The sequence below is a fragment of the Bifidobacterium breve DSM 20213 = JCM 1192 genome (assembly GCF_001025175.1).
GTDB classification, from domain to species: Bacteria; Actinomycetota; Actinomycetes; order Actinomycetales; family Bifidobacteriaceae; genus Bifidobacterium; species Bifidobacterium breve.
Map to the genome: position 1 here is coordinate 1,101,010 of NZ_AP012324.1, position 24,211 is coordinate 1,125,220.

Genomic DNA, 24,211 nt, shown 5'->3' on the forward strand with positions numbered 1-24,211 from the left:
GTGGAATCTTATGGAATCGTCGATGTTCAAACCCAGCTCCATGGACCTCATCAGGGCAGGTCTGCAAGACCTCGACAAGGCCCGCACCTTGTTCGACCAGCTCAAGGCGGACGACATTCCCGATGAGCGATGCGCCGAACTGCTGAGCGTGCTGGCCCACGCCTGCGACCCCGATGTGGCATTGAGCAATTTCGTGGATATCGTCAACGCGATGCAATCCAGCCAGCGCGATCTGAAACACGTCATCCCCGACAACAACGCCCTGAAGCGTCTGGTCACGGTGCTCGGCGTTTCCGACGCGATGGGCAAGTTCATGCGCTTCAAGCCGCAGCTTGTGGAGGCCGCAGCAGTCGACAACTGCAACAGCCATCTGTTCAATCACACGCAACGCCGTGCACGTCTGCTCAAGGCGGTCGGCGCGGACCCGGACGAACCGGCCATGCCCGTCGCCTCCAAGGATCTGGCCGAAGCGGCCACGGCCTTGCGTTCCAGCTACCGGAACCAACTGGCCGCCATCATCGCCCAGGATGCCGTGGCGGACGACCCGACCTCCATCCAACCGACCATCAGCCGCGAACTGTCCGACCTCGCGGACGCGGCGCTCGAAGGCGCGCTGGCCATCGCCCGTCACGAAACCGAGGGCAGCGAGCATGTGCGCTTCACCATCATCGGCATGGGCAAACTCGGCGCACAGGAACTGAACTACGTTTCCGACGTGGACCTCATCTACGTGGTCGAACCGGTCGACAAGGACGTGGACCATCAGACGCTGATTCGCGTGGGCACCAAGATGGGCACCATGCTGCAGCGCGTCTGCCAGTCCGCCATCATGGGCGTGGCCGAGCAGCCGCTGTGGCAGATCGACGGCGGCCTGCGCCCGGAAGGCAAGGACGGCGCGCTGGTGCGCGTGCTCTCCTCGCACAAGAACTATTACGAGCAGTGGGCCGAGAACTGGGAGTTCCAAGCGCTGCTCAAGGCCCGCCCGGTGGCCGGCGACCCCGACCTCGGCCAGGCCTACATGGACATGACCCGGCCGTTCGTGTGGAGCGCGTCCAAGCGCAAGAACTTCGTCTACGACTGCCAGAAAATGCGCAAGCGCGTGGAGGATTTGATTCCCGCACCCCTGAAGGACCGCGAGATTAAGCTCGGCCGCGGCGGTTTGCGCGATGTGGAATTCACCGTGCAGATGCTCCAGCTCGTACACGGCCGCACCGACGAATCGCTGCGCACCAGCAACACGCTCGACTCGCTGCAGCGCCTGTCCGAAGGCGGCTATGTATCGCGCAAACAGGCCGTGCGCATGTCCCAGGACTACCGCTTCGAGCGCGTGATGGAACATCGCCAGCAGATCTGGTCCCTGAAGCGCACGCACCTGTTCCCGGACCTCGGCCGGGCCTCGGTCGGAGGCCTCGAAAAGAAGCGCGACATCGACGTGGACGAGTTCAACCAGAACCAGGAGCTGCGCCGACTCGCCCGCGCATTCGGCCTGCACCCGGAAGAACTCGTCGACAAGTATGACGACACCCGCCGCGAAGTGCGCCACTTGCACCTCGACATCTACTATCGCCCGATGCTGCCGGTCAACGCCCAGATGGAGAACGACCAAATCGTCCTGAGCGTCGAGGCAGCACAGGAGCGATTCGAATCCATCGGCTTCGGCGACCCGGACGCCGCCATCCGCCACGTGCAGGCGCTCACCGCCGGCGTGGGGCGCGCGGCCAAAATCAACCGCATCATCCTGCCCGCCGTCTTGCAGTGGTTGGGCGAGGGCCAGAACCCGGACATGGGCCTGCTCAACTGGCGCAAACTGGAGGAGAACTTCGGCACCGAATCCGGCTATCTCGGCTTCCTGCGCGACTCCACCTCCGCCGCCCAGCGCCTGTGCCACATCCTGTCCAACTCGCGATTCCTGGGCGACGCACTCAACAAGTCGGTCGAATCGATCAGTTGGCTTGGCGACAACGACAATCTGCAGGCCCGCACGCGCGAGGCCTTGGACGTGCAGACCGGTTCGGCGCTGGAACGCTTCGGCTCGAACATCAACGAGTTCGCCACCTCCATGCGCGCCATGCGCCGCCACGAAATCGAACGCATCGGCCTGTCCTGGATGAGCGGCGTAATCAGCGATTCCGACAGCCTCAAAGCCATGACCGACGTGTACGACGCGATCATCGACGCCTCCCTGACCTGGGCCGTGCGCCACCAGATCGCCGCGTTCGGCGTCGAAACCGCGCCGGCCGGCATCACCGTCATCGCCATGGGCCGTTACGGCGGGCGCGAAGTGAACTTCAGCTCCGATGCGGATGCCATCCTCATCTACCGTCCGGCAGACGACGCCGACGACGGCCAAGCCAACGCTTTCGCCAAAAAGGTCGTGGAAGACCTGCGCAACATTCTGCAAGGCCCGACGACGCTGGAGCCCAAGATCGAACTCGACCTGGACCTGCGCCCGGAAGGCAAGAACGGTCCGCTCGTGCGCTCCTACGCCTCCTGCGAGGAATACTACGAATCCTGGGCCTCGACCTGGGAGCGCCAGGCACTGCTGCGCGCCCGGTACGCGGCCGGCGACGCCGAACTGGCGCGAGACTTCCTGATCAACATCGCCGACCCGCTGCGCTACCCGACCACGGAGCTGACCGAGGCCGAATTGCAGAACATCCGCAAGCTCAAGGCCCGTATGGAGGCCGAGCGTCTGCCGCGCGGCGTGCGTCGAGAACGTCATCTGAAGCTCGGCAAGGGCGGCTTGTCTGACGTGGAATGGACCGTGCAGCTCATGCAGCTCCAGCACGCCAGCGATATCAAAGATCTGCGCGTCAACGGCACGTTGGAGGCATTGGACGTGCTGGAAGCCAAGAAGCTCATCAGCGCTATCGACGCGATTCAGCTGCGCAAGGCATGGACGTTGTGCACCGCGGCCCGCAACGGCAACTATCTGTGGAGCGGGCGCGCCAACCAGGCCGATATTCTGCCTGATGACATCTATTCGCTGGGCGGCATCGCCGTCTACCTCGGCTACGGCGCCCACCGCGGCCAGCATTTCGAGAACGACCTTTTGGCCGTGATGCGCAAGTGCCGTGACGTCTGCCAGAGGCTGTTCTACGGTCAGGTTGACGAAGATTCCCAGAGCGGCGGTACGCGTATGCATGTGCTGGCACCGCGATTGGAGCATAATCGACGCCTTGCACAGCGGTGAACGCCACAAGCTTCACATTCATTAGGTCGATTTGCCGTTCATTAGGTCGGTTACTTCTGTAGAGCGGTGTTGGAATGGCGCCATTCCAACACCGTATGAAGTGAAACACTGACCTAATGAACGGCAAATCGACCTAATGAATAGTTTTTTCTGCATGCTTCACCACGCAAATTCAGTAATTCATTGTTCCCAAGGGTGAACACTCCGTGAACGCGGCTGTCCGAAAAATGGCGTAAGTTAAATTAGGTCACACAAGAGTGGCCACCTGAAACCACGAGCGAAAAGGTGAGCCTTGTCTGAAGAAACACCCATGGTCGGCAAAAGCGTTGTGACGCTGGACGGCCTGTCAACAAACCAGATCCTCGATATTTTGCATAAGGCCGCATATATTGACGGCCATCGTAAGGAAGTGGCTCACACTTGTGACGGACGCGTGCTCGCCACATTGTTCTATGAGCCCTCCACCCGCACCCGTTTGAGCTTCGAGACCGCAATGCTGCGTCTCGGCGGCAAGGTCATCGGCTTCGCCGGCGCGCAGCTGGCCTCTGTGACCAAGGGTGAGTCCATTGCCGACACCTTGAAGACCGTGTCCAACTATGTGGACGTGGTGGCCATCCGCCATCCGAAGGAAGGCGCCGCTTTGGTGGCCTCCCGCGCCGCCTCCGTGCCGGTGATCAACGCCGGCGACGGCGGTCATATGCACCCCACCCAGACGCTGGCCGACCTGGCCACGCTACAGTCGCGCTTTGGCCGCATCACCGACCTGACCGTGGGTCTGTGCGGCGACCTGACCTTCGGCCGTACCGTGCACTCCCTGATTGAGACCCTGTGCCGCTTCGGTAACGTGCGCTTCGTGCTCATCAGCCCGGACGAGCTCAAGACTCCGCAGTATGTGATCGACCGCATCAACGCTACGCCAAGCTGTTCCTATGTGGAAGTGCGTGACCTGGCCTCCGTGATGGGCGACCTCGACGTGCTGTACATGACCCGCGTGCAAAAGGAACGCTTCTTCAACGAAGACGACTACCTGCGTCTGCGCGATACCTACATTCTCGACGAAGAGAAGCTGCAGCTCGCCAAGCCGTCCATGGCCGTGCTTCACCCGTTGCCGCGCGTCAACGAAATCGCCGTGGACGTGGACGATGATCCGCGTGCCGCCTACTTCGAGCAGGTCAAGAACGGCATGCTCGTGCGCATGGCCCTCGAAAGCACCGTGGTGGGCGACGAACTGCCCGGATACGAACCGCTCAACCCCAAGGAGGTTCAGGCCTGATGGAAGTCACCAGCATCCAGAACGGTATCATCATCGATCACGTGCCGGCTGGCACCTCGCTCAAGGTTCTCGACTATCTGAAGATCGACCCATCCAAAACCAAGCTGGCACTCATCATGAACGCCGACTCCAAGCGCTACGGTTCCAAGGACATCATCAAAATCGAAGATGACAAAGACATCGACCTCGACGTGCTCGGCTTCGTGGCCCGTCAGGCCACCGTGGATGTGGTGCGCGGTGGCAAGATCGTCGAAAAGAAACAGCCGAACCTGCCCGAACATATCGTGGGAGTAATCTCCTGTGTGAACCCGCGCTGCGTGACCACCACCGAGCCTGGCATCAAGCAGATGTTCCACCTCGTGCACTCCGAACGACTCGAATACCGCTGCGACTACTGCGACGAGGAAGCCAAACTGTGAGCATAACCCTACGCAACATCAAGGTCTGGAACACCGGCGAGATCATTGACCTCGTGGTGCCCGGGACCGCTGCTGCCTACTTCGCCGACACTTCCTCCGTGGTTGATGGCGCTGACATCGATGCCACCGGTCTGACCTTGGCTCCCGGATTCGAGGATCCACACGTCCACTTCCGCGACCCCGGCCAGACATACAAGGAATCGATGGTCTCCGGTTGCCGTGCTTCGGCGTCCGGCGGATACACGAACGTACTCATCATGCCGAACACGTTGCCGGCATTGGACGGCCAGACCGTTACTGATGCTTCCGCTCCCGGCGCGAAGGAAGTTCTGGACGCCGGCTTCGACAACGTCATCGACTTCCTGCAGCAGTACGATGCCGCGCATAATGTGAAGTTGCCGGTCCGTTACGACCTGTGCGTGTGCGCGTCCAAGGATCGTGCCGGTCACGAGGCAAGCGATGTTGCCGATTGGCTGAAGTATGTGCCCGGCTTTGAGGACGACGCCAAGACACCCGCCATGCTGGCCCACCCTGTCACCGCAGTAAGCGATGACGGTTCTGCCGTGACCCCGAAGATTCTGGATCAGGTGCTGGAGAACGTCAAGACTTCCGATCTGTATCTGATTGAACATTGCGAGCATCACGATACGGGTGCCGTCAACGAGGGACCGGTTTCCCGCGAACTTGGCGTACCCGGCATTCCGGAAGACACCGAACTCAAGATCGTGGCTCGCGACATCGAAGCGGCCCGCCGCACCGGTGTCCACGTGCACTTCCAGCATGTGAGCACCGCGATTTCGTTTGAAGCTATTCGTAAGGCCAAGGCTGAAGGACTGCCGATCACTTGCGAAACCGCGCCGCATTATCTGGCATTGAGCGATGAGGCGTTGCTCAAGTACGGCACGTTGGCCAAGATGAACCCGCCGCTGCGCTCTGAAGCGGATCGCAAGGCCACCATCGCGGCCATCGCGGACGGCACGGTTGACCTGCTGGCCACCGATCATGCGCCGCATACATTGGAAGAGAAGGAACTCGGATTCCTTGAAGCGCCCAATGGCATCATCGGCCTTGAATGCGCGTACGGCGTGTGCCACAAGGTGTTGGTGGACGGCGGCTTCATCTCTGATGAGCGTTTGATTGAGCTCATGTCCGTGGGGCCGGCCGAACTCATGGGCCATGCACCGACCGATGTGGCTGCGCTGGTCGAAGACTATGCGGAACCCGCGCCTACCGGTGAAGACCCGGATGGTGTGATTGCGGGGGAGCAGGTGGCCGACGCCGCCGAATCCGGGGCTTCGCAGCGTGAAGGCGTCAACCGGCTGCTTGATTTCAGTCATGTGGACGATGCCGATGCGGTCGACCTCGTGGTTCTTGACACCGCCGAGGAATGGACCGTGGATCCCGAGCAGTTCCACTCCAAGGCTCGTAACACCCCCTTCGGCGGCTGGCAGGTCACCGGGCGTCCCCTCGCCACGATCATCGGCTCCAAGCTGATGTTCAGCCGTTTGTAGACAACACAAGGAGCAGCATGGATCGCCTAATCGAAGCTATCGACAACACCCAGAACCCCAGCGTCGTGGGCCTTGATCCCACCGAGGCGTTGGTGCCGCCGCAGGTCGTGGCGAGCTTTGCCGACGAGGTACGCGATTCCGTGGAATCTCCGGAAGAGCTCGAATCCGCTCAGCTGGCCGTCGCCTACTTCGAATACAACCGCACGATTATCGACGCCATCGCCGATATCGTGCCCGCCGTCAAACCACAGATCGCCATGTATGAGGCGCTTGGCCCGGCCGGCGTGGACATCTACACAATGACCTGCGAATATGCGAACCAGCAAGGCCTCTACGTACTCGGCGACATCAAACGTGGCGACATCGGCTCCACCGCGGCCGCCTACGCCCATCACCTGAACGGCGTGGGCGATTTCGACCCGTGGCATGAGGACGCGGTGACCGTCAACCCGTATCTCGGCACCGACGGCATCACCCCGTTCGTCGAGGCCGCCACCGAAGCGGACAAGGACATCTTCGTGCTCGTGCGCACCTCCAACCCGTCCTCCAGCGAACTGCAGATGCTTGATCTGGCCGACGGCACGAAAGTCTACGAACATGTGGCCGATCTGGTGGAAGGCTGGGGTGCCGAGACCATTGGCGACCACGGCTACTCCCGTGTGGGCGCGGTGGTCGGCGCCACACATCCGGAAGAAGGCAAGGCACTGCGCGCGCGCATGCCGCACACGTTCTTCCTTGTGCCGGGCTACGGCGCTCAAGGCGGTACTGCCGCGGATGTGGCCGGCATGTTCGATGAGCAGGGCAGCGGCGCCATCGTCAACTCGTCGCGCGGCATCATCGGCGCGTGGAAGAAGAGCGGCAAATACTCCGAATCCATGACCGCCGACGAGGCGCTTGGCTTGGTGGCGGACAGCGCACGCCAAGCGGCACTCGACATGCGCGATAATCTGCGGGTTGCCGTATACCGGTAAGTAGACGAGTGTACTCCCGCCCCCGCTGGCGGGGGGGCTGTCGGCAAAGCCGACTGGGGGTGGCCAGTCGTGGTCATAGAGAACCACCCTCAGTCTCGCTTCTCGAGCCAGCTCCCGCCAGCGGGAGCAATGCAGATGCTGAATAGGAACAACATGACAACTTTCACCCCCACTCATGATGTGGTTGCGGAGGCGACTGCGGCCGGATTCTTCCCGCCGCGTCACAACGTTGAAATCACACAGGTTGCGGAACTGACCGACCGCGTGATGCGATTGACGTTCCGCGACCCGTTCATCGTCTCCCATGCCAAGCCCGCCCAGTTCGTCAATCTGTTCACGCACGACGACTTCATGCTCATGCCGCGTCCGTTCGGTGTCAGCGAGGTCAACGGTGATGAGGTTAGCGTGATCTTCGCCGTAGTGGGTCACGGCACCGAACAGCTGGCACAGCTGCAGGCCGGCGACACCGTGGACGTGCTCGGCCCGCTCGGCCGCGGCTTCAACCTCAAGGAAGACGCCAACTACATCCTCGTCGGCGGCGGTCTTGGCGTACCACCACTGATCTACGCCGCGCAGAGGCTCGCCGAGCACGACGCCTCCTTCGCCACCGCCGTCTTCGGCTATCGCAACGACCACTTCGCCGAGGAATACGTTTCCCGGTACGCGGACTGGTCGTGGAGCATCGATGACGCCGAAGGCAACGTAGTCGACCTGCTCAACAAGCTCGAACAGGACGACGATTTGAAAGCCTACGATCGCAAACCGATCATCCTGTCCTGTGGACCGCTGCCGATGATGAAAGCCGTGGCCGCATGGGCCGCCGAACGCGGCATTCCCGCGCAGCTGAGCATGGAACAGCGCATGGGCTGCGGCTACGGCACCTGCGTGCTGTGCACCATCGACACCATGGACGGCCGACTCAAAGTCTGCTCCGACGGCCCGGTATTCACCCGCGAACAGCTCGGATGGGGGGAGTGACGATGAGCGCAAACAACCAGTCCGTGCAGGGCAACGACAACCACATCAACCTGTACGAACCCCACGTGTGGAAGCACCACACTAAGGTGGCCGGTCTGGAATGGAAGAACCTGGTCGGCACCGCCTCCGGCACATTCCAGTACGCCGCCGTCCGCTGGTTCTACGATGTCAGCCAGCTCGGCGCCGTATGCACCAAGGGTGCATCGCCCGTGCCGTGGGAAGGCAACCCCTCGCCGCGCACCGCTGAATCGCCGGCCGCGAACATCAACGCCGTGGGCCTGCAGAATCCCGGCATCGACCACTATTTGGCCGAAGACCTGCCCAAGCTCAAGGCCGCGGGCGCATTCGTCATCTCCAACGTCGCCGGACATTGTGACGACGACTATGCCGAAGTGGTGGAAAAGCTCGCCGACTCCGACGCGGACATGCTGGAAATCAACGTCAGCTGCCCGAACGTCTCCGCCGGCGGCATGAGCGTAGGCGCCGACCCGGTGGCCCTCGCCAATCTGATGGACCGTCTGCGCCCATTGACCGACAAGCCGATGATCGTCAAACTTACGCCGAACGTCACCGACATCACCGTGCCGGCCCGTGCGGCCGTGGAACATGGCGCCGACGCCCTGAGCATGATCAACACGCTCAAAGGCATGCGTATCAACATTCGTAACGGCGAGCCGATCATCGCCAACGTCACCGGCGGCGTATCCGGTCCGGCCGTATTGCCGATCGGCCTGGCCGCCGTATACCACACACGCACCGTGCTGCCGGACATTCCGATCATCGGACTCGGCGGCATCGACAGCGGCGAAAAGGCGCTCGAATACCTGTACGCCGGCGCGAACGCCGTCGAAGTGGGCGCGGCCGCGCTCTTCGACCCGGTAGCCCCGCTGCGCGTCGCCCGCGAACTGGACGACCTGCTGGACAGCCGTCCCGAACTCGCTGCTAAACTGGCCACAGGACAGACCTGGAGGTAAATCATGGCAGAAACACTCGCACATCGTTTCACGGAATTCCTGCTGGAATCCAATGCGTTGAAGTTCGGCGACTTCACACTGAAGTCCGGCCGTAAGAGCCCGTATTTCATCAACGCCGGCGCGTTCGACGACGGCAAGAAGATCGCCACGCTCGGCGCGTTCTACGCCGAGAAGATCAGCCAGGCCATCGTGCACAACACGATTCCCCGCAACATCGACACCGTGTTCGGCCCCGCCTACAAGGGCATTCCGCTGGCTGTATCCACTGCGATCGCACTAACCGCCGGCCACAACATGACCGTCGGCTACACGTTCGACCGCAAGGAGAAGAAGGACCACGGCGACGGCGGCTGGATGGTCGGCACCCCGCTGACCGACGGCATGAAGGTACTGCTCGTGGACGACGTGATGACCGCCGGCACCGCCGTGCGTGAAGTCATCCCCAAGCTCAAGGCCGAGGCGAACGTGGAAGTCGTGGGTCTGGTACTTTCCGTGGATCGCATGGAGAAGACCAAGGACTCCGACTTGTCCGCCGTCAAGGCCGTGGAAGCCGAGTTCGGTTTCCCGGTGCTTGCCATCGCCAACGTACGTGAGATCTTCGACGCCGCTGCCAAGATGAAGAACGCCGACAGCACCCCGCTGCTCAGCCACGACATCCAGCAGCGCGCCGCCGCCTACCTCGAAGAATATGGAGCCTGATCGTCTTCAATCTAAAACCAAAAGCGGGCTTGCGATCCCGCTTTTTTATTACGATTCATGAACAGCAGCACCATATTAAGGCAAAAGCTTTGGCAAGGAGCGTGCTATGAACTGGTTAGTTGGTATAGGGCTGTTTGTGCTCGTGGGGATATGCAGTTACTTCGGTATCGAGCATCATCTGGACAGCAAAGCGAACAAGTTGTCGCAAGGTAATGAAGAAGACCGCCGAGATGCTGCCGAATTACGTGATATCGCCGCCAAAATCGATCACGGCAAGTATTACCCGATGCTGTAACGGGCAATCTGGGCCTAAATTGATGCTATCTCCGTTTCGAGGGGCTGATGTCGTGGTTTCCAGAGGTCTACTTCCGTTTCGAGGGGCTGATGCCCAAGTAGAAGTAGCATGAAAATGGCGGAATGACGTTGGTGTGATGCCGCTCATACTCGGGATATGACGGATGAACAGCCCCTTGAAACGGAGATAGATGTCTCCAGAAGGCCAAATCAGCCCCTTGAAAGCGAGATAGGGTTCTAAACTCCGGAACCGGGTCGCCTGTGATGAAAACCCGCGCGGCGTAGAATTACCGTAGGTTCGTTGCATTCGAACAAGGAAGGCCGCTATGGGGAACATCACCGACGATATTCGGCAACATTTCGACACTTTCGCCGAACTGCCGTTCACCGAGGCGGATAGCCTCGCTTTGTCCCAGTTGGCCTATGCGCGCATGCCGGATAACGTGCCGCGCTATCACGAGAATGCAGAGACCGCTGACGGCATGATCGTCACGGTTCCGATTCACGATTTGCTGCGTGCCGAATGCTATGACGACATGTTCGGCAAGGTGTGGTCGCCTTCGATGAACGTCGATCTGTTACGTGCGATGAGCGAGAGCCCACGTTGGAGGAACCTACGCGTAGGCGCATATGTGGACGAATTCGATGCCGAAACCACCAAGCAGTTCTCGGCCTGCGTGTTCGAACTGGGTAACGGCACGCTCTATGTGGCTTTTCGCGGTACCGACAGCTCGATCGTCGGGTGGAAAGAGGACTTCATGATGGCGTTCCGCCGCCCGGTCGCCTCGCAGGAGGCCGCCGCGTGTTATCTGACCGAGCTGGCTGACCATTGGGCCGGGCCGATTATGGTCGGCGGCCATTCCAAAGGCGGCAATCTGGCGGTGTATGCGGCGGCCAATGTGCCTAGCGAGATTCAGGAACGCATCGCGGTCGTATATTCGCACGATGGACCTGGATTCGATGAGGCGTTCTTCGATGAAGACGGGTACGTGCGCATTGCGTCGAAGATCCATAAATCGGTACCGGGCTCGTCGATTATCGGCATGCTGTTTGAGACTCGTGAGCATGTGGAAGACGGCTATACGGTGGTCAGCAGCGATGGAGCCAGCATCATGCAGCATTTCGCATTGCACTGGCAAGTCGATCATGGCCAATTCGTACAGGCTGATGGACTGACAAGTAGCGCGCAATACCTGGCACGCACGATCAACGGATGGATGGCAAAATACGACGACGAGCATCGCCGCAAGTTCATCGAAAACCTGTTCGCGATCTTCGAGGCCGGCGGATACGCCACATTCGGCGACCTCACTTCGCATTTGACACAGTCATTGCCGGTTATGCTCGCCGCGGCCCGCAACATTGATGTCGAAGATCGCGACGTGATGATCGAAGTGCTCAAAGGCTTCGCCGCGACAGCCGCCACGTCGGTAATCTCGGCCAAGTAGTCGGAGGCCATCAAACTGGTTTTGCCATTCAGTCTCAATAGCGCAAGAGCCGGCCCCTGAGATACTCAGGGCGTCCGGCTCTTACTTCCATTTCCCCAGCGGGGTTGGCTTAATCGCGGTATATCTCACTGCTGACCATGCCTGTTTTACTTACTCCTAATCAATGAGTTTGTAGCCGTGATCGGCGACTACGGACTTGAGCTTGGTGAGGTAGGTTTCGGCGGCCTTGGAGAGCTTGGAGCGCTCGTTGGTGATCCAGCCGACCAGCATCGTCTCATCGGTGTCGAGCGGCACGGTGACGATCTTCTCGTTGTTGAGGTCGCCGTTGTCGATGCCGGTGCACACTGTGTAGCCGTTGAGGCCGATGATGAAGTTCAGGATTGTGGCGCGGTCGGTCACGTTGATTTGCTTGGGGGAGTACTCCGGCCAGACCGCTTCCTCATAGAAGTAGAACGAGCCTTCCTCGCCCTGCTCGTACTGGATGAACGGGTATGGCTTGAGGTCCTCCATGGTGATGACCTTCTTGGAAGCCAGTGGGTTGTTGCGCGAAATGAACACGTGCAACGGCGCGCGGAAGAGCGGATGGAATTCGAGGTGCTTCTCGCGCAGGAGCTTGCCGATCACATCCTTGTTGAAATCGGACAGGTAGATGATGCCGATTTCGGACTGCATGTTGGCGACCTGGTTGATGATGTCGCGCGTACGGGTCTCGCGGATGGTGAACTCGTATTCGTCGGACTTGATGGAGTTGATCATCTCCACGAACGCTTCGACGGCGAACATGTAGTGCTGGGTGGAGACCTGGCACAGCTGCTTGCGCGGCTTGGCGTGCTTGTAACGCTCTTCGAGCAGATCGGCCTGATCAAGCACCTGACGGGCGTAGGTCAGGAATTCCGCGCCGTCCACGGTCAGGGCGATGCCCTGCGAGGAGCGGGTGAAAATCTCGATGCCCAGCTCGTTCTCCAGTTCCTTGACCGACGAGCTCAGGGCCGGCTGGGAGACGTACAGAGCGTGGGATGCCTCGTTCATCGAGCCGCACTCGACGATTTTGACGATGTATTTCAGCTGCAGCAGTGTCATAAGGTCTATTTATAGCCTGAGGGATAGTCGGGAGAAGGGTTTATAGCCGTACTCCGAGCTGGGCGAGGGATTCGCGTGCCTGCAGCGCGTTTTCGAAGAGAAGTCCGTGGATGCCGACTTCGTTGGCTCCGACGATGTTCTTGGCGGTGTCATCGAAGAACACGCAGTTGCCTGCGGTCAAGCCAAAGTGGTTCAAAGCCAGCTCGTAGATGTCGGCGTTGGGCTTGTGCATTTTCTCCACGCCGGAGACCACCGTGCCCTGCAGCAGTTCCTCGAGACGCGGGAATTTTTCGAATGCCAGATGGAACGTCTCGTGAGACCAGTTGGTCAGCCCCCACACGCCGTAGCCATGGGCCTTGAGATCTTCGAGCAACTCGACCATGCCCGGCAGCGTGCGGGGTAGCGCGTCATCATAGTGCGCGATGTAATATTCAAAGATCGCGGCAAGCTCATCGCCTTGTTCACGACGGACGTCGGGCAGGATATCGGCCAGATCCTCGCCGGCATCCATGCGATCCTCGTAATGGAAAAAGCCACATGGATCATCGTTGGCACAAATACGGTTCACCACGTCGTCGGGAAACTTACCTTCGAGGCATGCGCGGGTATTCCAGTCCAGCAGCACGCCGCAGAAGTCGAAAATCACATCGGTGATGGGGGAGTTGGCCATGATGCTCCTTGGTTTGTGGGCTATCTTCAGTGGTTCCTGTAATTAGTGTACGGGTTGATTGCCCGAAATTGGGGTACATGGAGTTTAATTCTTGGCTCAACCTTTGCCAGGCTTTTCTCTCCCTCCGTCTCGGCTTCGCCGATCCACCTCCCTCATCAGAGGGAGGTCATATTATTCGGCGAGGCCAAGAACTACGCAATTACGTCGGCGATGGCTTCGGGAATCGCGCGAATCACGTCACCGGCTACAATCGGGTGTCCGAGCGTCATGAAGCGCTGATGATGTTCCTGGCCCACCAGTTCCGGTTCCTGCCAGCCCTGCTGCTCGGATTCCGAAGCGATTGCGGCGGCCATGCCATGCAGATAGGCCGCGGAGGCGACGGTCTCCGCTGTGGTAATCAACGCATCCTGCTGGGCGAGCAAGGCACCGGTAAGACCTGCCAGCACATCACCGGCACCAGCGGCGGCCAGCCATGCCGGCGCGCTGCCAGAAACATAGACATGATCCTCGTCCACCACAATGGTCACCGCGCCCTTCAGCAGCACGGTCGCACCGGTCAGCTCATGCGCACGCAGAGCACAAGCCAACAGATGAATCTGCACATCGTCAACGGTGTAAGGTTCACGCGGCTCAGCATGTTCGGCCGCATCCTGCCGCGCTTCCAGCCGATTCAGCAACTTGGCCATCTCGCCGGCGTGAGGCGTAATCACCACCTGCCCTGGCACACGTTCGGGCAACAAGTCAAGTGCGCCGGCATCCACCACGATTGGTGGCATGTCATAAGCATTGCCGGCATCGTCTTCAGCAGACGCATCATAATGCTTGAGCAAGGCCGCTATGGTTTCGCGTTGCATATCCGTGCCGGCACCATCGGCATCGGCATCCGGTACACCGGAGCCGACGACCCAGGACTGTACATGTCCCTTGCCGATCACGGCTTCCGGCAGCGCGGCAAGCACCATATTCTGGGCACGTTCCGGTCCGAGATAGCGGACCATGCCGGTATTCGCGCGTGCGGCCGCACGGGACGTCAGCACCGCGGCACCCGGATAGGACTGCGAACCAGTGACCAATCCGACCACGCCGCGTGAATACTTGCCATCCTCAAAACGAGGAAGACGAATCGAGTCGGCGGCGAAGGTGTTGTTCACGACTTCGACCGCAGGTTCACGCTCGTCAATATCGAATCCAAAATCGACCAACTCGATTCGACCACACGAGAACGTTGCGGGAGGCAGCACGGCGCACGGTTTCATCGCACCAAACGTCGCCGTGACCGTAGCCGGAATGTACGGGCCGGGCAACGAACCGTCGTTGACCCCGATGCCGGACGGCGTATCCACCGCGAGCACCAGCGGAAAGTCACCGGACGATTCGCGGTTGGGAAGAGCCGGCTCATCAGGGACCTCACCGTCAAGACCCAAGGCGGAAGCCAACGCTGCGGGGATTCCACGCAATGCGTCTTCGATGCCGATGCCGGTCATCGCATCGATAATGAGATGCGACTGCTGAGCCACGGACACCGCGGTTTGCAGGCGTTCGCCCGCCTCGCCAGCGGAGAAGCCGGACGAACAGCCGGGAATTTCGGCGGCCGGGTCAAGTACCAAGACTTTGCCGCCAGCGCGAACGAATGCGGCGAATCCGGCCTCATGCAACGACTTGCCCACGGCTATTGCAGTAACCTTGGCCCCCTCCTGCGCCAGAGCGGCGGCGGCGAACAGCCCATCGCCGCCATTGTCGCCGGCCCCGGCAAGCAGCACGATGGAAGTATCCTCGAGCGCCAGATCCTCGTCATCCAGCATGCCGGCAGCAATATGGGCTGTGGCCTGTGCGGCCATGCGCATCAGCGGCACGCCCTTATCCAGCAGCGGACGTTCCATATCCCGCACCGTGCCGGAGTCATAGGCACTATGCAATAACAGTTCACGGCGATCGACGTCATCGGCGTATTCCATGGCAGACCCCTTTGCGGTGCTTACGAACGAACACCATTGATTTTAGCCCGTTTGCCGAGTCATGCCGATAGCAAACATGAACATTCATGCTGTCGTCCACCTTCTTCATGGCTTCCGTTACTATGGTCTGTTGGTTTAACAGGACTCTATACGGAAAGCAGCAGGTGAAGCATGGCGATCGAGGCACAGGGTCTGGAGATTCAGATCGGCGCGCGCACCCTGCTCCATCCCACCAATTTCCATGTGGCCAAGGGAGACAAGATTGGTCTGGTGGGCCGCAACGGTGCCGGCAAGACCACGCTGACCCGTGTGATCACCGGCGACATGCTGCCGACCGCCGGCAAAGTACGTGTTTCCGGCAAGCTTGGCTACCTGCCTCAGGACACGCACGCTTCCGATCCCACGCAGACTGCGCTCGACCGCATGATGAGCGCGCGTGACATCGCCACCATCATCAACCGTATCCGCAAGGCCGAGAAGGAAATGACCGACCCGGATCCGGACGTGATGACCAAGGCCATGAACCGTTACGACAAGGCCATGCAGGACTTCGACAAGGCCGGTGGCTATGCGGCACAGTCCGAGGCGATTTCCATGGCGACTTCGCTTGGCTTACCGCAGGAGGTCATGGAACAGCAACTTGGCACCCTGTCCGGCGGTCAGCGCCGTCGTATCGAACTGGCGCGAATCCTGTTCTCCGACGCCGATACGTTGATTCTCGACGAGCCCACCAACCATTTGGACGCGGACTCCATCGAATGGCTGCGCGGCTACCTGAAGAAGTACGAGGGCGGCTTCCTGGTCATCTCCCACTCCACGGAATTGCTGGATGAAGTGGTGAACAAGGTGTGGCATCTGGACGCGCAACTCGGCCAGATCGACATGTATTCACTGAGCTGGAAGGCCTATCTGCACCAGCGCGTGGTTGATGAGGAGCGTCGCCGCCGTGAGCGTGAAGTGGCGGAGAAGAAGGCCGAACGCTTGATGAAGCAAGGCATTCGTCTGCATGCCAAGGCCTCCAAGGCGGTGGCCGCGCAGAACATGATGCGCCGCGCCGAGAAACTGCTGGAGAACACCTCGGAGGCGCAAAAGGCCGAGAAGGTGGCGGATATTCGCTTCCCCGAGCCAGCACCGTGCGGTCGTACGCCGATTATGGCCAAGGATATTTCCAAGGCGTATGGTTCCAATATCGTGTTCGCCGGCGTGAATCTGGCTATCGACAAGGGCTCACGTGTGGTGATTCTCGGCTACAACGGCGCCGGTAAGACCACTACGCTGCGTCTACTGGCCCACATCGAGGAACCGGACACCGGTTCTGTGGAATACGGTCACGGCTGCAAAATCGGCTACTTTGCGCAGGAGCACGATACGTTGGATCTGAACGCCACTGTATTAGAGAACCTGCAACACGTGGCTCCCGAGCTCGACAACACACAGGCCCGTTCTATTCTCGGCTCGTTCCTGTTCTCCGGCGATGACGCGATGAAGCCGGCTCATGTGCTATCCGGCGGTGAGAAGACCCGTCTGGCCTTGGCCACGCTGGTCACCTCGCGCGCCAACGTGCTGCTACTCGACGAGCCCACCAACAACCTTGATCCGGCCTCCCGCGAGGAGATCTTGAAGGCCATCGCCAAGTACGAGGGAGCAATCGTGCTCGTCACCCACGATGAGGGCGCCGTCGAGGCTTTGAACCCCGAGCGCGTGCTGCTCATGCCTGACGGCGACGAGGACCTCTGGAATGATAGTTATTTGGATCTGGTTGCCGAAGAATAGTCCCATCTTGGCTCCCTCGCTGAGGGGAGTGACCTAACGAAAAGCAAAGGAGCCACCTGCCATGGCCACCACAACAGGCAAGAACATCGCCATCGTCACCGGTAGTGCCTTGGGCCTCGGCTACGAACTAGCCAGCCAGCTCATCGACAAAGGCTGGCTCGTAGCCGGCATCGATTTCAACGCCGAACGCCAGGCCGAGCTCACCGCACAATGGCCCGCTGATTCCTACCGTGCCTACATCGGCGACATCACGGATGAAGCGTTCGTCAAGGAATCCGTGGCGGATATCGCCTCACTTGGCCACATCGACCTGCTTATCAACAACGCCGGTCAGCCCTCGTTCAAAGTACCCACCGCTTACGAAGCCGCCGACATCGACAAATGCCTCAAGGGTCTTAAAGGCATGATCCTGTGGACCGTGGAGACCCTCAAGGTCTGCGGCGAACGCGACGTGAAAATCGCCCAGATCATGAGTACTGCCGCCACACGTGGCAATGCGAACGAGAGCGTGTATTGCGCCACCAAGTGGGGCGAGAAGGGCTACACCAAGAGTCTGCAGGCCGCATACAAGGGCACCAGCGTCAAAGTGGTCGCCATCTATCCAGGTGGCATCGACACCGCCTTCTACCGCGACAGCCACGATTACGTTTCCGAAGACAAGCAGCACACCTTCATGCAGCCCGGTCCACTGGCTGAAGTCATCCTCTTCAACCTGATCAACGAGGCCAACCTCACCGTCACCGACATCGAAATCAATCGCAACAGCTGACTGTCAAAATAATCAGCCAAGAGCCACCGGAACCTCGTATAGGCGCCCGGTGGCTCTTCTGCTATTTACTGCAAGTGATGCAGGGCTCGGATGATGGCGCAGCGGTCCTCGGCGGTTCCCTCATTAGCGCACATGGTGGCGTACCAGCGTGGGTTGCGCAGGGTTTCGGTGCCGGTGGCCTCGTCCGTGGAGACGAGCGTGTGCGAGTCATTGGCGTACTGGAAGTGCAGGTGGCTGAGCAGACCGCCGCACATCAAAGCCGAACCAATGATGACCCGCTGCTTCTGTCCGCCGGACAGGTGAAAAATGCTGCGATTCAGCAAGTGCTTGATACCGAAGCGCTCGGTCACAGCCGTGATACGGCGATTAATCTCTTCAGCTGGAAGTCCCATGTTTTCGACAGGGAAGCAAGTTCATCGGTGACGTTCGCGTTGAAGTACCGGGTTTTCGGGTTTTGGAATACGCTGCCGAACAGCGGGGTGGGCCGGTCGATTGGCACGGTCTCCACGTCCATTCCACACGTGGTCTGGCGGCCGGCAAACACGCCATGGGAAAACGAGGGGATAAGTCCGTTGACCACGCGCGTATAGCTAGCTGGTCTTGCCGCAACCGCTCGCCCCGCACAGCACAATGCACTCGCCTTCAGGAATGGTCAACGTGACGTCGCGCAATGCCGGTTCCGTGGCATGGTCGTAGGTAAAGGAGATATCGCGAGAAGCGATGGTTCCCGCGAAAGCCGTTGCATTCGACTGAGGCTGCTTATCTCCCATCACATCCCCCACGCAATATCCAGAGCGAGCGGCACGGTGACCACAATCATGACCAGCCAATCAATCACGGTCATGCGAATTTTCGTGTGCGAAGTGTGCTCGCCCTCACGTCCGAGCCCTTTGGTCAGCGCCGCCACCGAACCGGCCTTGATGAAGTGCTTCTTCATCATGCGCTGACCGAACCAGCCGCCGAGAATCGCGCATACCAGAATCGCGATCATGGAGATGAAGAACGTGCCGGTGTTGATGTTGTCGAACACGCCATCGATGTATGCCGCGTCCTTGCCACGCGCCTGAAGGCTCGCCGCGTAGGCGTCCTTCATGAACCACAGGGGCAGAATCGGGCCGGTCAGGCCGTAGGAGAATACCACATAGCTGACGAGCAGCAGCGCCTTGCTCTTGTATTTGCCGGCGCTGGCGATGAGATCGGCGGCCACCGGGAATACGATGCTGGCGATAAACGAAAGCACGAAATGTCCGGAAATGAAAAGGAACAGGCCGATGATCACGCCCATGACGGTGATGCCGCCGAACTTGCCGAGTCGCGCGGCCAGCAGCATGTACACGCAGCCGGAGATGAGGGCTGCAATGGCAGGCAGGAAGATGGAGCCGAAGCCGCCGGTAAACGGGGTGCTTACCAGCGTGGCGATGCACACCATCACGAAGTACAGGGCCGCGAATATGCCGATGGTGATGAGGTCGGAGACCTCCAGTTTGCCGGATTTGGCGGGTTTGCTGGGCTGGTCGGAGGTTTCGGCGGGCGTGTTCGGTGCGGTCACAATGTTTTCCGTTTTATATGATTGACAGATTTTTCTCTCGCCAATCTAACGATGATTCCACGCAAAGGCAATACCTTTTCACGAAGTTATTAGTGACTTCAATCATTCGTGTCCATAATGCACGCGGAATAACAAAATCGTCCGGCATCTTCAAGACACCGGACGATTCAAGAAACTAACGGTCTGAGCCCTCAGAGCCCATACACCTCGTGGGCGAACTTCTCGAACACGGGGATCGAACGCTTGACCTTCTCGGTGTCGATGCAGTAGGCCATGCGGAAGTAGCCGGGCACGCCGAAGCTGTCGGACGGCACGAGGATCAAGTCGTATCCTTTGGCTTTCATGCAGAACGCCACGGCGTCGTCCTCGAGCGCCTTGGGGAAGATGTAGAACGTACCGCTGGGGCGCACCACGTCGAAGCCGATGCCGGTCAGCGCATCGTAGAGCAGGTTCATGTTCGTCTCGTAGACGTTGAGGTCGGCGGTCTGGTCGATGACCTTGGCCACGCCCAGCTGAATCGAGCTCGGCGGGCAGTTGTGGCCGGTGCCGCGCGAGATCTGGCCCATCATCGGCACCAGCAGATCGGCGTCGGTCGCGTCCGGGTTAACGGCCACGTAGCCGATGCGCTCGCCCGGCAGGCTCAGTGACTTCGACCAGGAGTAGCAGGTTAGCGTGTTCGCGTAGAAGCTGGCCGGATAGGGCTGGGTACCGCCGTCGAACAGAATCTCACGGTACGGTTCGTCGCTGATCAGGAAGATGTCGTGGCCGTATTCGGTCTGCTTGGCGGTCAGGATCGCGGCCAGGCGCTTGAGCGTGTCCGCCGAATACACCGCGCCGGACGGGTTGTTCGGGGTGTTGATGAGCACGGCCTGCACGTTCGGGTTGAGCGCGGCCTCGAACGCCTCGAAGTTGATCTGGAAGTTCTCGGTGTCGGCCGGCACGATGGTCAGCTTGGCGCCGGTGCCCTTGACATACGGCCGGTATTCGGGGAAGTAGGGGGCGAAGGTGATGATCTCGTCGCCTGGCTTGGTCACCGCGCGCATCGCGTGGGACAGCGCGCCCGCCGCGCCCGTGGTCGGGAAGATGTGGTTGCCGGTGTATGCCATGCCGAAACGTTCGTTGAGGTTCTCAGCGACCGTCTCTTTGAAGGACGGGATGCCGAGCGAGGGGGAGTAGCCGTGGATGGCCACCGGGTCGCCGTTCTCATAGAGGTCAATCATGGCGTCGGCGAAGGATTTCGGGGCCGGTACGGAGGGATTGCCAAGGCTGTAATCGAACACATTCTGGTAGCCGATTTCGGCACCGCGGCTCGTGGCATACTCGCTCAGCTCGCGAATCACGGACTTGCCGCCAAGCATGGCCTTGTATTCCTCATTGATCATGGCATTCTCCTCGTATATACGTACTGATGCTTATCCCACTACTACCACCATGTTCCGTTTTGTGCCATCTGCCGCGCCGGACACACCCATCGAACATGTGTTCGAATTTGGTCGTGTGTTCGGGTATTCTTGGGGCAGGCTTTGATACGTGCGGTGTGATGCACGTGGAAAACAGCGAGACGGAAGGCGGGGATTGTGGCGGCAGCGCAGACTGGCACAAAGCGCGCAACTGGCGGAGCGGGCGCGAAAACCGACAAGGGCAAGAACGGCGAAGTCATCGTGGAAAAGGTGATGACCAGCGACTCATTCCTGAGCCGCGAAATCAAAAAAGCGCCGCTCGTCGAGCATGACGGTTCGCTGGTAGCGGACATCTCGCACATCCCAAACGACCTCAAGATCACCATTCAGGGCGCACGAGAGCACAACCTGAAGAACGTGGATCTTGCGATTCCGCGTAACCGCATGGTCGTGTTCACCGGCCTGTCCGGTTCCGGCAAATCATCGCTCGCGTTCGACACCTTGTTCGCCGAAGGCCAGCGCCGGTACGTCGAATCCCTGTCCGCCTACGCCCGCCAGTTCCTAGGCCAGATGGACAAGCCCGACGTCGACTTCATCGAAGGCCTGAGCCCAGCCGTCTCCATCGATCAGAAGACCACCAACCGCAACCCGCGTTCGACCGTCGGCACCATCACCGAAATCTACGATTACCTACGACTGCTATTCGCCCGCACCGGCATCCCGCACTGCCCCGAATGCGGCGAGCCAGTCGCCTCCCAGACCCCGCAGCAAATCGTCGACACCCTGCTTGATTACCCGGAACGCACGCGATTCCAGATTCTCGCGCCCGTGGTCAAGGGCCGTAAAGGCGAGTTCGTGGATATGCTTGAACTGCTGCGCTCCGACGGTTATGCCCGCGCGCTCATCGACGGCGAAATGAAGCAGCTGTCCGACGACATCAAACTCACCAAGCAGAAGAAGCACACCATCGAAGTGGTGGTCGACCGACTTGTGGTCAAGGACGGCACCCGACAGCGCCTGACCGACTCGGTGGAAACCGCGCTGAAGCTCGCCAATGGCAGCATCGTCATCGACTTCGTGGACGAGGAGGAAGGCAGCCCCGCGCGCCGCCGCCCGTTCTCCGAACACCGCAGCTGTCCGAATGGTCATGTGCTCGAACTCGATGAGGTCGAACCGCGCACGTTCTCCTTCAACGCCCCCTACGGCGCCTGCCCGGCCTGCACCGGTCTCGGCTTCAAACTCGAAATCGACCCGGAGCTCGTGATCTCCGACCCGGATAAATCCCTGGCCGACGGTGTCATTGAGCCGTGGAGCGGCACCAAGATGACCTCCCAGTACTACGGCCACATCCTTGAAGGTCTGGCCAAGGAAATGGGCTTCTCTATGAAGACCCCGTGGAAGGATCTGCCGGCCGACGTCAAGCACGACATCCTCTACGGCCATGACTTCAAAGTCAACGTCTCCTACCGCAACCGTTGGGGTCGCCTGCGCGAATACTCCACCGGCTTTGAGGGCGTGGTGCGCACGCTGATGCGCCGCCACGACGAAACCGACTCGCAGTCCATGCGCGAATACTACGAGTCCTACATGCGCGAGGTACCTTGCCAGGTCTGCCAAGGCCGCCGCCTGAAGCCCGAAGTGCTCGCGGTCACCGTGGATGGCAAATCCATCTTCGACGTGTGCGATATGCCCGTCGTGCGCGAGCTCGCCTGGGTCAACGGGCTCAAGCTCGAAGGCTCGGCACAGATGATTGCTGGCGAAGTCCTGAAAGAGATCAAGGCGCGCCTCGGCTTCCTCAATGACGTCGGACTCGACTATCTGACCCTTTCACGCGCGGCAGCCACCCTGTCCGGCGGTGAAGCGCAGCGCATCCGACTCGCCACGCAGATTGGCTCCGGTCTGGTCGGTGTCATGTACGTGCTAGACGAGCCTTCCATCGGCCTGCACCAGCGCGACAACGAACGACTCATCGAAACCCTGCATCATCTGCGAGACCTTGGCAATACGCTGATTGTGGTCGAGCACGATGAGGACACCATCCGTCAGGCCGACTGGCTGGTCGACATCGGCCCCGGAGCCGGCGAGCATGGCGGCGAAGTCATCTACTCCGGCCCAGCCAAGCACCTCATCGAGGCGAAGCGTTCCATCACCGGCGACTACATCGCCCACCGTCGCGAAATCGCCGTGCCCGCCAAGCGCCGCAAGGTGCGCAAGACCCAGATGCTCAAGGTCGTAGGCGCACGTGAGAACAACCTCAAGAACATCGACGTGAGTTTCCCGCTCGGCGTGCTCACCGTGGTCACCGGTGTCTCCGGCTCCGGCAAATCCTCGCTTGTCAACTCGATCCTCTACCCGGTGCTCGCCGACAAGCTCAACGGCGCACGCATCGTGCCCGGCAAGCATACGCGCGTCGAAGGCGTCGACCAGGTGCGCAAAGTGATCCACGTCGATCAGAACCCGATCGGCCGCACTCCACGCTCCAACCCAGCCACCTATACCGGCGTGTGGGACAAGATTCGTGCACTCTTCGCCAAAACCCCCGAAGCACAGGTGCGCGGCTACGGCCCCGGCCGATTCAGCTTCAACGTCAAGGGAGGCCGCTGTGAAGCCTGCCACGGCGACGGCACGCTGAAGATCGAAATGAACTTCCTGCCGGACGTCTACGTGGAATGTGAGACCTGCCACGGCAAACGATACAACCGTGAAACCCTCGAAGTCACGTACAACGGCAAAACCGTTTCCGATATCCTCGATATGCCCATCGAAGAGGCAGCCAACTTCTTCAAGGCCTACACCGGCATTTCCCGATATCTGAAGACCTTGGTGGACGTCGGCCTCGGATACATCCGGCTCGGCCAGCCCGCGCCCACCCTGTCCGGCGGTGAATCGCAGCGCGTCAAACTCGCCACCGAACTGCAACGCCGTTCCGACGGCAAGACCGTGTACATCCTCGACGAGCCGACCACCGGTCTGCACTTCGAAGATGTAAACAAGCTGCTCAAAGTGCTGCAATCCCTAGTGGACAAGGGCAATACGGTTATTGTCATCGAACATAATCTGGACGTGATCAAGGAGGCCGATTGGTTGATTGATCTTGGTCCGGAAGGCGGTGACGGCGGCGGCACCATCGTTACGCAGGGCACTCCTGAGCAGGTTGCCGAATGCGACGAATCCTGGACCGGCAAGTTCCTGAAACCGATGCTATAGCCTTTCAATTACGGCTGACCTTGGGTGGGCTGGGGTGCGCGTCGCTGG

Annotated in this window: 21 protein-coding genes; 13 read left to right on the forward strand and 8 right to left on the reverse strand. The window is 60.2% G+C overall.

The features are described from left to right. The first annotated feature begins 10 nt into the window (after positions 1–10). The 10 genes from BBBR_RS04635 to BBBR_RS04680 all read left to right on the forward strand — a co-directional run bounded on the left by BBBR_RS04635 (position 11) and on the right by BBBR_RS04680 (position 11,760). Positions 11–3,193, forward strand: a complete 3,183-nt coding sequence (locus BBBR_RS04635) for a bifunctional [glutamine synthetase] adenylyltransferase/[glutamine synthetase]-adenylyl-L-tyrosine phosphorylase (RefSeq protein ID WP_003829312.1) — start codon at positions 11–13, stop codon at positions 3,191–3,193. Positions 3,194–3,503: 310 nt separating this feature from the next. Then, on the forward strand, positions 3,504–4,466 hold the full coding sequence (pyrB, locus tag BBBR_RS04640; RefSeq protein ID WP_003829313.1) for an aspartate carbamoyltransferase: 963 nt from the start codon (positions 3,504–3,506) through the stop codon (positions 4,464–4,466). After that, positions 4,466–4,885 carry an aspartate carbamoyltransferase regulatory subunit gene (locus BBBR_RS04645; protein ID WP_003829314.1) on the forward strand — a complete coding sequence of 140 codons (420 nt, stop codon included), beginning with the start codon at positions 4,466–4,468 and terminating at the stop codon, positions 4,883–4,885. Before pyrB ends, BBBR_RS04645 begins: the two co-directional genes overlap by 1 nt. After that, complete coding sequence (locus BBBR_RS04650) at positions 4,882–6,396, forward strand: dihydroorotase (RefSeq protein WP_003829315.1); 1,515 nt, start codon at positions 4,882–4,884, stop codon at positions 6,394–6,396. Before BBBR_RS04645 ends, BBBR_RS04650 begins: the two co-directional genes overlap by 4 nt. Before the next feature lie 17 nt (positions 6,397–6,413). After that, on the forward strand, positions 6,414–7,367 hold the full coding sequence (gene pyrF / locus BBBR_RS04655; RefSeq protein WP_003829316.1) for an orotidine-5'-phosphate decarboxylase: 954 nt from the start codon (positions 6,414–6,416) through the stop codon (positions 7,365–7,367). A gap of 153 nt (positions 7,368–7,520) precedes the next feature. Then, positions 7,521–8,345 carry a dihydroorotate dehydrogenase electron transfer subunit gene (locus BBBR_RS04660; RefSeq protein WP_015438793.1) on the forward strand — a complete coding sequence of 275 codons (825 nt, stop codon included), beginning with the start codon at positions 7,521–7,523 and terminating at the stop codon, positions 8,343–8,345. A gap of 2 nt (positions 8,346–8,347) precedes the next feature. After that, positions 8,348–9,319, forward strand: coding sequence for a dihydroorotate dehydrogenase (locus BBBR_RS04665; RefSeq protein WP_015438794.1), 972 nt, complete (start codon positions 8,348–8,350; stop codon positions 9,317–9,319). A gap of 3 nt (positions 9,320–9,322) precedes the next feature. Beyond that, positions 9,323–10,018 carry an orotate phosphoribosyltransferase gene (gene pyrE, locus BBBR_RS04670; protein ID WP_003829319.1) on the forward strand — a complete coding sequence of 232 codons (696 nt, stop codon included), beginning with the start codon at positions 9,323–9,325 and terminating at the stop codon, positions 10,016–10,018. A gap of 106 nt (positions 10,019–10,124) precedes the next feature. Next, a complete protein-coding gene (locus BBBR_RS04675; RefSeq protein ID WP_003829320.1) occupies positions 10,125–10,313 on the forward strand; it encodes a hypothetical protein in 189 nt (62 codons plus the stop codon). A gap of 325 nt (positions 10,314–10,638) precedes the next feature. Continuing rightward, positions 10,639–11,760: a DUF2974 domain-containing protein gene (locus BBBR_RS04680; protein WP_003829321.1), complete on the forward strand. Its 1,122-nt coding sequence runs from the start codon at positions 10,639–10,641 to the stop codon at positions 11,758–11,760. Positions 11,761–11,916: 156 nt separating this feature from the next. On the opposite strand, the gene BBBR_RS04685 is transcribed toward BBBR_RS04680, so the two are convergent. The 3 genes from BBBR_RS04685 to BBBR_RS04695 form a co-directional block, all read right to left on the reverse strand. Continuing rightward, complete coding sequence (locus BBBR_RS04685) at positions 11,917–12,840, reverse strand: LysR family transcriptional regulator (RefSeq protein WP_003829322.1); 924 nt, start codon at positions 12,838–12,840, stop codon at positions 11,917–11,919. A 40-nt stretch (positions 12,841–12,880) separates the two neighbouring features. After that, on the reverse strand, positions 12,881–13,510 hold the full coding sequence (locus BBBR_RS04690) for an HAD family hydrolase (RefSeq protein WP_003829323.1): 630 nt from the start codon (positions 13,508–13,510) through the stop codon (positions 12,881–12,883). Positions 13,511–13,701: 191 nt separating this feature from the next. Beyond that, positions 13,702–15,465: a bifunctional ADP-dependent NAD(P)H-hydrate dehydratase/NAD(P)H-hydrate epimerase gene (locus BBBR_RS04695; protein ID WP_003829324.1), complete on the reverse strand. Its 1,764-nt coding sequence runs from the start codon at positions 15,463–15,465 to the stop codon at positions 13,702–13,704. 171 nt (positions 15,466–15,636) lie between these two features. On the opposite strand from BBBR_RS04695, the gene BBBR_RS04700 reads away from it, so the two are divergent. Together BBBR_RS04700 and BBBR_RS04705 are read left to right on the forward strand one after the other, a co-directional pair. Beyond that, the gene (locus tag BBBR_RS04700; RefSeq protein WP_003829326.1) at positions 15,637–17,238 is read left to right on the forward strand and encodes an ABC-F family ATP-binding cassette domain-containing protein; all 1,602 of its coding nucleotides are present in this window, start codon (positions 15,637–15,639) and stop codon (positions 17,236–17,238) included. A 61-nt stretch (positions 17,239–17,299) separates the two neighbouring features. Continuing rightward, a complete protein-coding gene (locus BBBR_RS04705; RefSeq protein ID WP_003829327.1) occupies positions 17,300–18,007 on the forward strand; it encodes an SDR family NAD(P)-dependent oxidoreductase in 708 nt (235 codons plus the stop codon). A gap of 65 nt (positions 18,008–18,072) precedes the next feature. Here BBBR_RS04705 and BBBR_RS11090 read toward each other — a convergent pair whose 3' ends face one another. From BBBR_RS11090 to BBBR_RS04725, 5 genes are all read right to left on the reverse strand, one after another. After that, positions 18,073–18,399 (reverse strand): ATP-binding cassette domain-containing protein, encoded by a 327-nt coding sequence (locus BBBR_RS11090; RefSeq protein ID WP_225851430.1) that lies wholly within the window; start codon positions 18,397–18,399, stop codon positions 18,073–18,075. Then, the gene (locus tag BBBR_RS11095) at positions 18,354–18,587 is read right to left on the reverse strand and encodes a hypothetical protein (RefSeq protein ID WP_225851431.1); all 234 of its coding nucleotides are present in this window, start codon (positions 18,585–18,587) and stop codon (positions 18,354–18,356) included. Before BBBR_RS11095 ends, BBBR_RS11090 begins: the two co-directional genes overlap by 46 nt. A 10-nt stretch (positions 18,588–18,597) precedes the next feature. Beyond that, entirely contained in the window at positions 18,598–18,777 is a 180-nt protein-coding gene (locus BBBR_RS11100) for an ATP-binding cassette domain-containing protein (RefSeq protein ID WP_003829329.1), read from the reverse strand. After that, entirely contained in the window at positions 18,777–19,556 is a 780-nt protein-coding gene (locus BBBR_RS04720) for an MptD family putative ECF transporter S component (RefSeq protein ID WP_003829330.1), read from the reverse strand. Before BBBR_RS04720 ends, BBBR_RS11100 begins: the two co-directional genes overlap by 1 nt. A 191-nt stretch (positions 19,557–19,747) precedes the next feature. Then, complete coding sequence (locus BBBR_RS04725) at positions 19,748–20,938, reverse strand: pyridoxal phosphate-dependent aminotransferase (RefSeq protein WP_003829332.1); 1,191 nt, start codon at positions 20,936–20,938, stop codon at positions 19,748–19,750. Between the two features lie 195 nt (positions 20,939–21,133). Between BBBR_RS04725 and uvrA the strand changes: the two genes are divergently transcribed. Beyond that, positions 21,134–24,163, forward strand: coding sequence for an excinuclease ABC subunit UvrA (uvrA, locus tag BBBR_RS04730; protein WP_003829334.1), 3,030 nt, complete (start codon positions 21,134–21,136; stop codon positions 24,161–24,163). The last annotated feature ends 48 nt before the right edge of the window (positions 24,164–24,211 follow it).

What these genes read in the sequence shown, in the direction of transcription:
- BBBR_RS04680 (WP_003829321.1), top strand. Translation starts at nt 10,639, where the DNA reads ATGGGGAACATCACCGACGATATTCGGCAACATTTCGACACTTTCGCC.
- BBBR_RS04645 (WP_003829314.1), top strand. Translation starts at nt 4,466, where the DNA reads ATGGAAGTCACCAGCATCCAGAACGGTATCATCATCGATCACGTGCCG.
- BBBR_RS04705 (WP_003829327.1), top strand. Translation starts at nt 17,300, where the DNA reads ATGGCCACCACAACAGGCAAGAACATCGCCATCGTCACCGGTAGTGCC.
- BBBR_RS04665 (WP_015438794.1), top strand. Translation starts at nt 8,348, where the DNA reads ATGAGCGCAAACAACCAGTCCGTGCAGGGCAACGACAACCACATCAAC.
- BBBR_RS04675 (WP_003829320.1), top strand. Translation starts at nt 10,125, where the DNA reads ATGAACTGGTTAGTTGGTATAGGGCTGTTTGTGCTCGTGGGGATATGC.
- BBBR_RS11090 (WP_225851430.1), bottom strand. Translation starts at nt 18,399, where the DNA reads ATGGGACTTCCAGCTGAAGAGATTAATCGCCGTATCACGGCTGTGACC.
- pyrE (WP_003829319.1), top strand. Translation starts at nt 9,323, where the DNA reads ATGGCAGAAACACTCGCACATCGTTTCACGGAATTCCTGCTGGAATCC.
- pyrF (WP_003829316.1), top strand. Translation starts at nt 6,414, where the DNA reads ATGGATCGCCTAATCGAAGCTATCGACAACACCCAGAACCCCAGCGTC.
- BBBR_RS04635 (WP_003829312.1), top strand. Translation starts at nt 11, where the DNA reads ATGGAATCGTCGATGTTCAAACCCAGCTCCATGGACCTCATCAGGGCA.
- BBBR_RS04695 (WP_003829324.1), bottom strand. Translation starts at nt 15,465, where the DNA reads ATGGAATACGCCGATGACGTCGATCGCCGTGAACTGTTATTGCATAGT.
- BBBR_RS04725 (WP_003829332.1), bottom strand. Translation starts at nt 20,938, where the DNA reads ATGATCAATGAGGAATACAAGGCCATGCTTGGCGGCAAGTCCGTGATT.
- BBBR_RS04660 (WP_015438793.1), top strand. Translation starts at nt 7,521, where the DNA reads ATGACAACTTTCACCCCCACTCATGATGTGGTTGCGGAGGCGACTGCG.
- pyrB (WP_003829313.1), top strand. Translation starts at nt 3,504, where the DNA reads ATGGTCGGCAAAAGCGTTGTGACGCTGGACGGCCTGTCAACAAACCAG.
- BBBR_RS11100 (WP_003829329.1), bottom strand. Translation starts at nt 18,777, where the DNA reads ATGGGAGATAAGCAGCCTCAGTCGAATGCAACGGCTTTCGCGGGAACC.
- BBBR_RS04700 (WP_003829326.1), top strand. Translation starts at nt 15,637, where the DNA reads ATGGCGATCGAGGCACAGGGTCTGGAGATTCAGATCGGCGCGCGCACC.
- BBBR_RS04690 (WP_003829323.1), bottom strand. Translation starts at nt 13,510, where the DNA reads ATGGCCAACTCCCCCATCACCGATGTGATTTTCGACTTCTGCGGCGTG.
- BBBR_RS04685 (WP_003829322.1), bottom strand. Translation starts at nt 12,840, where the DNA reads ATGACACTGCTGCAGCTGAAATACATCGTCAAAATCGTCGAGTGCGGC.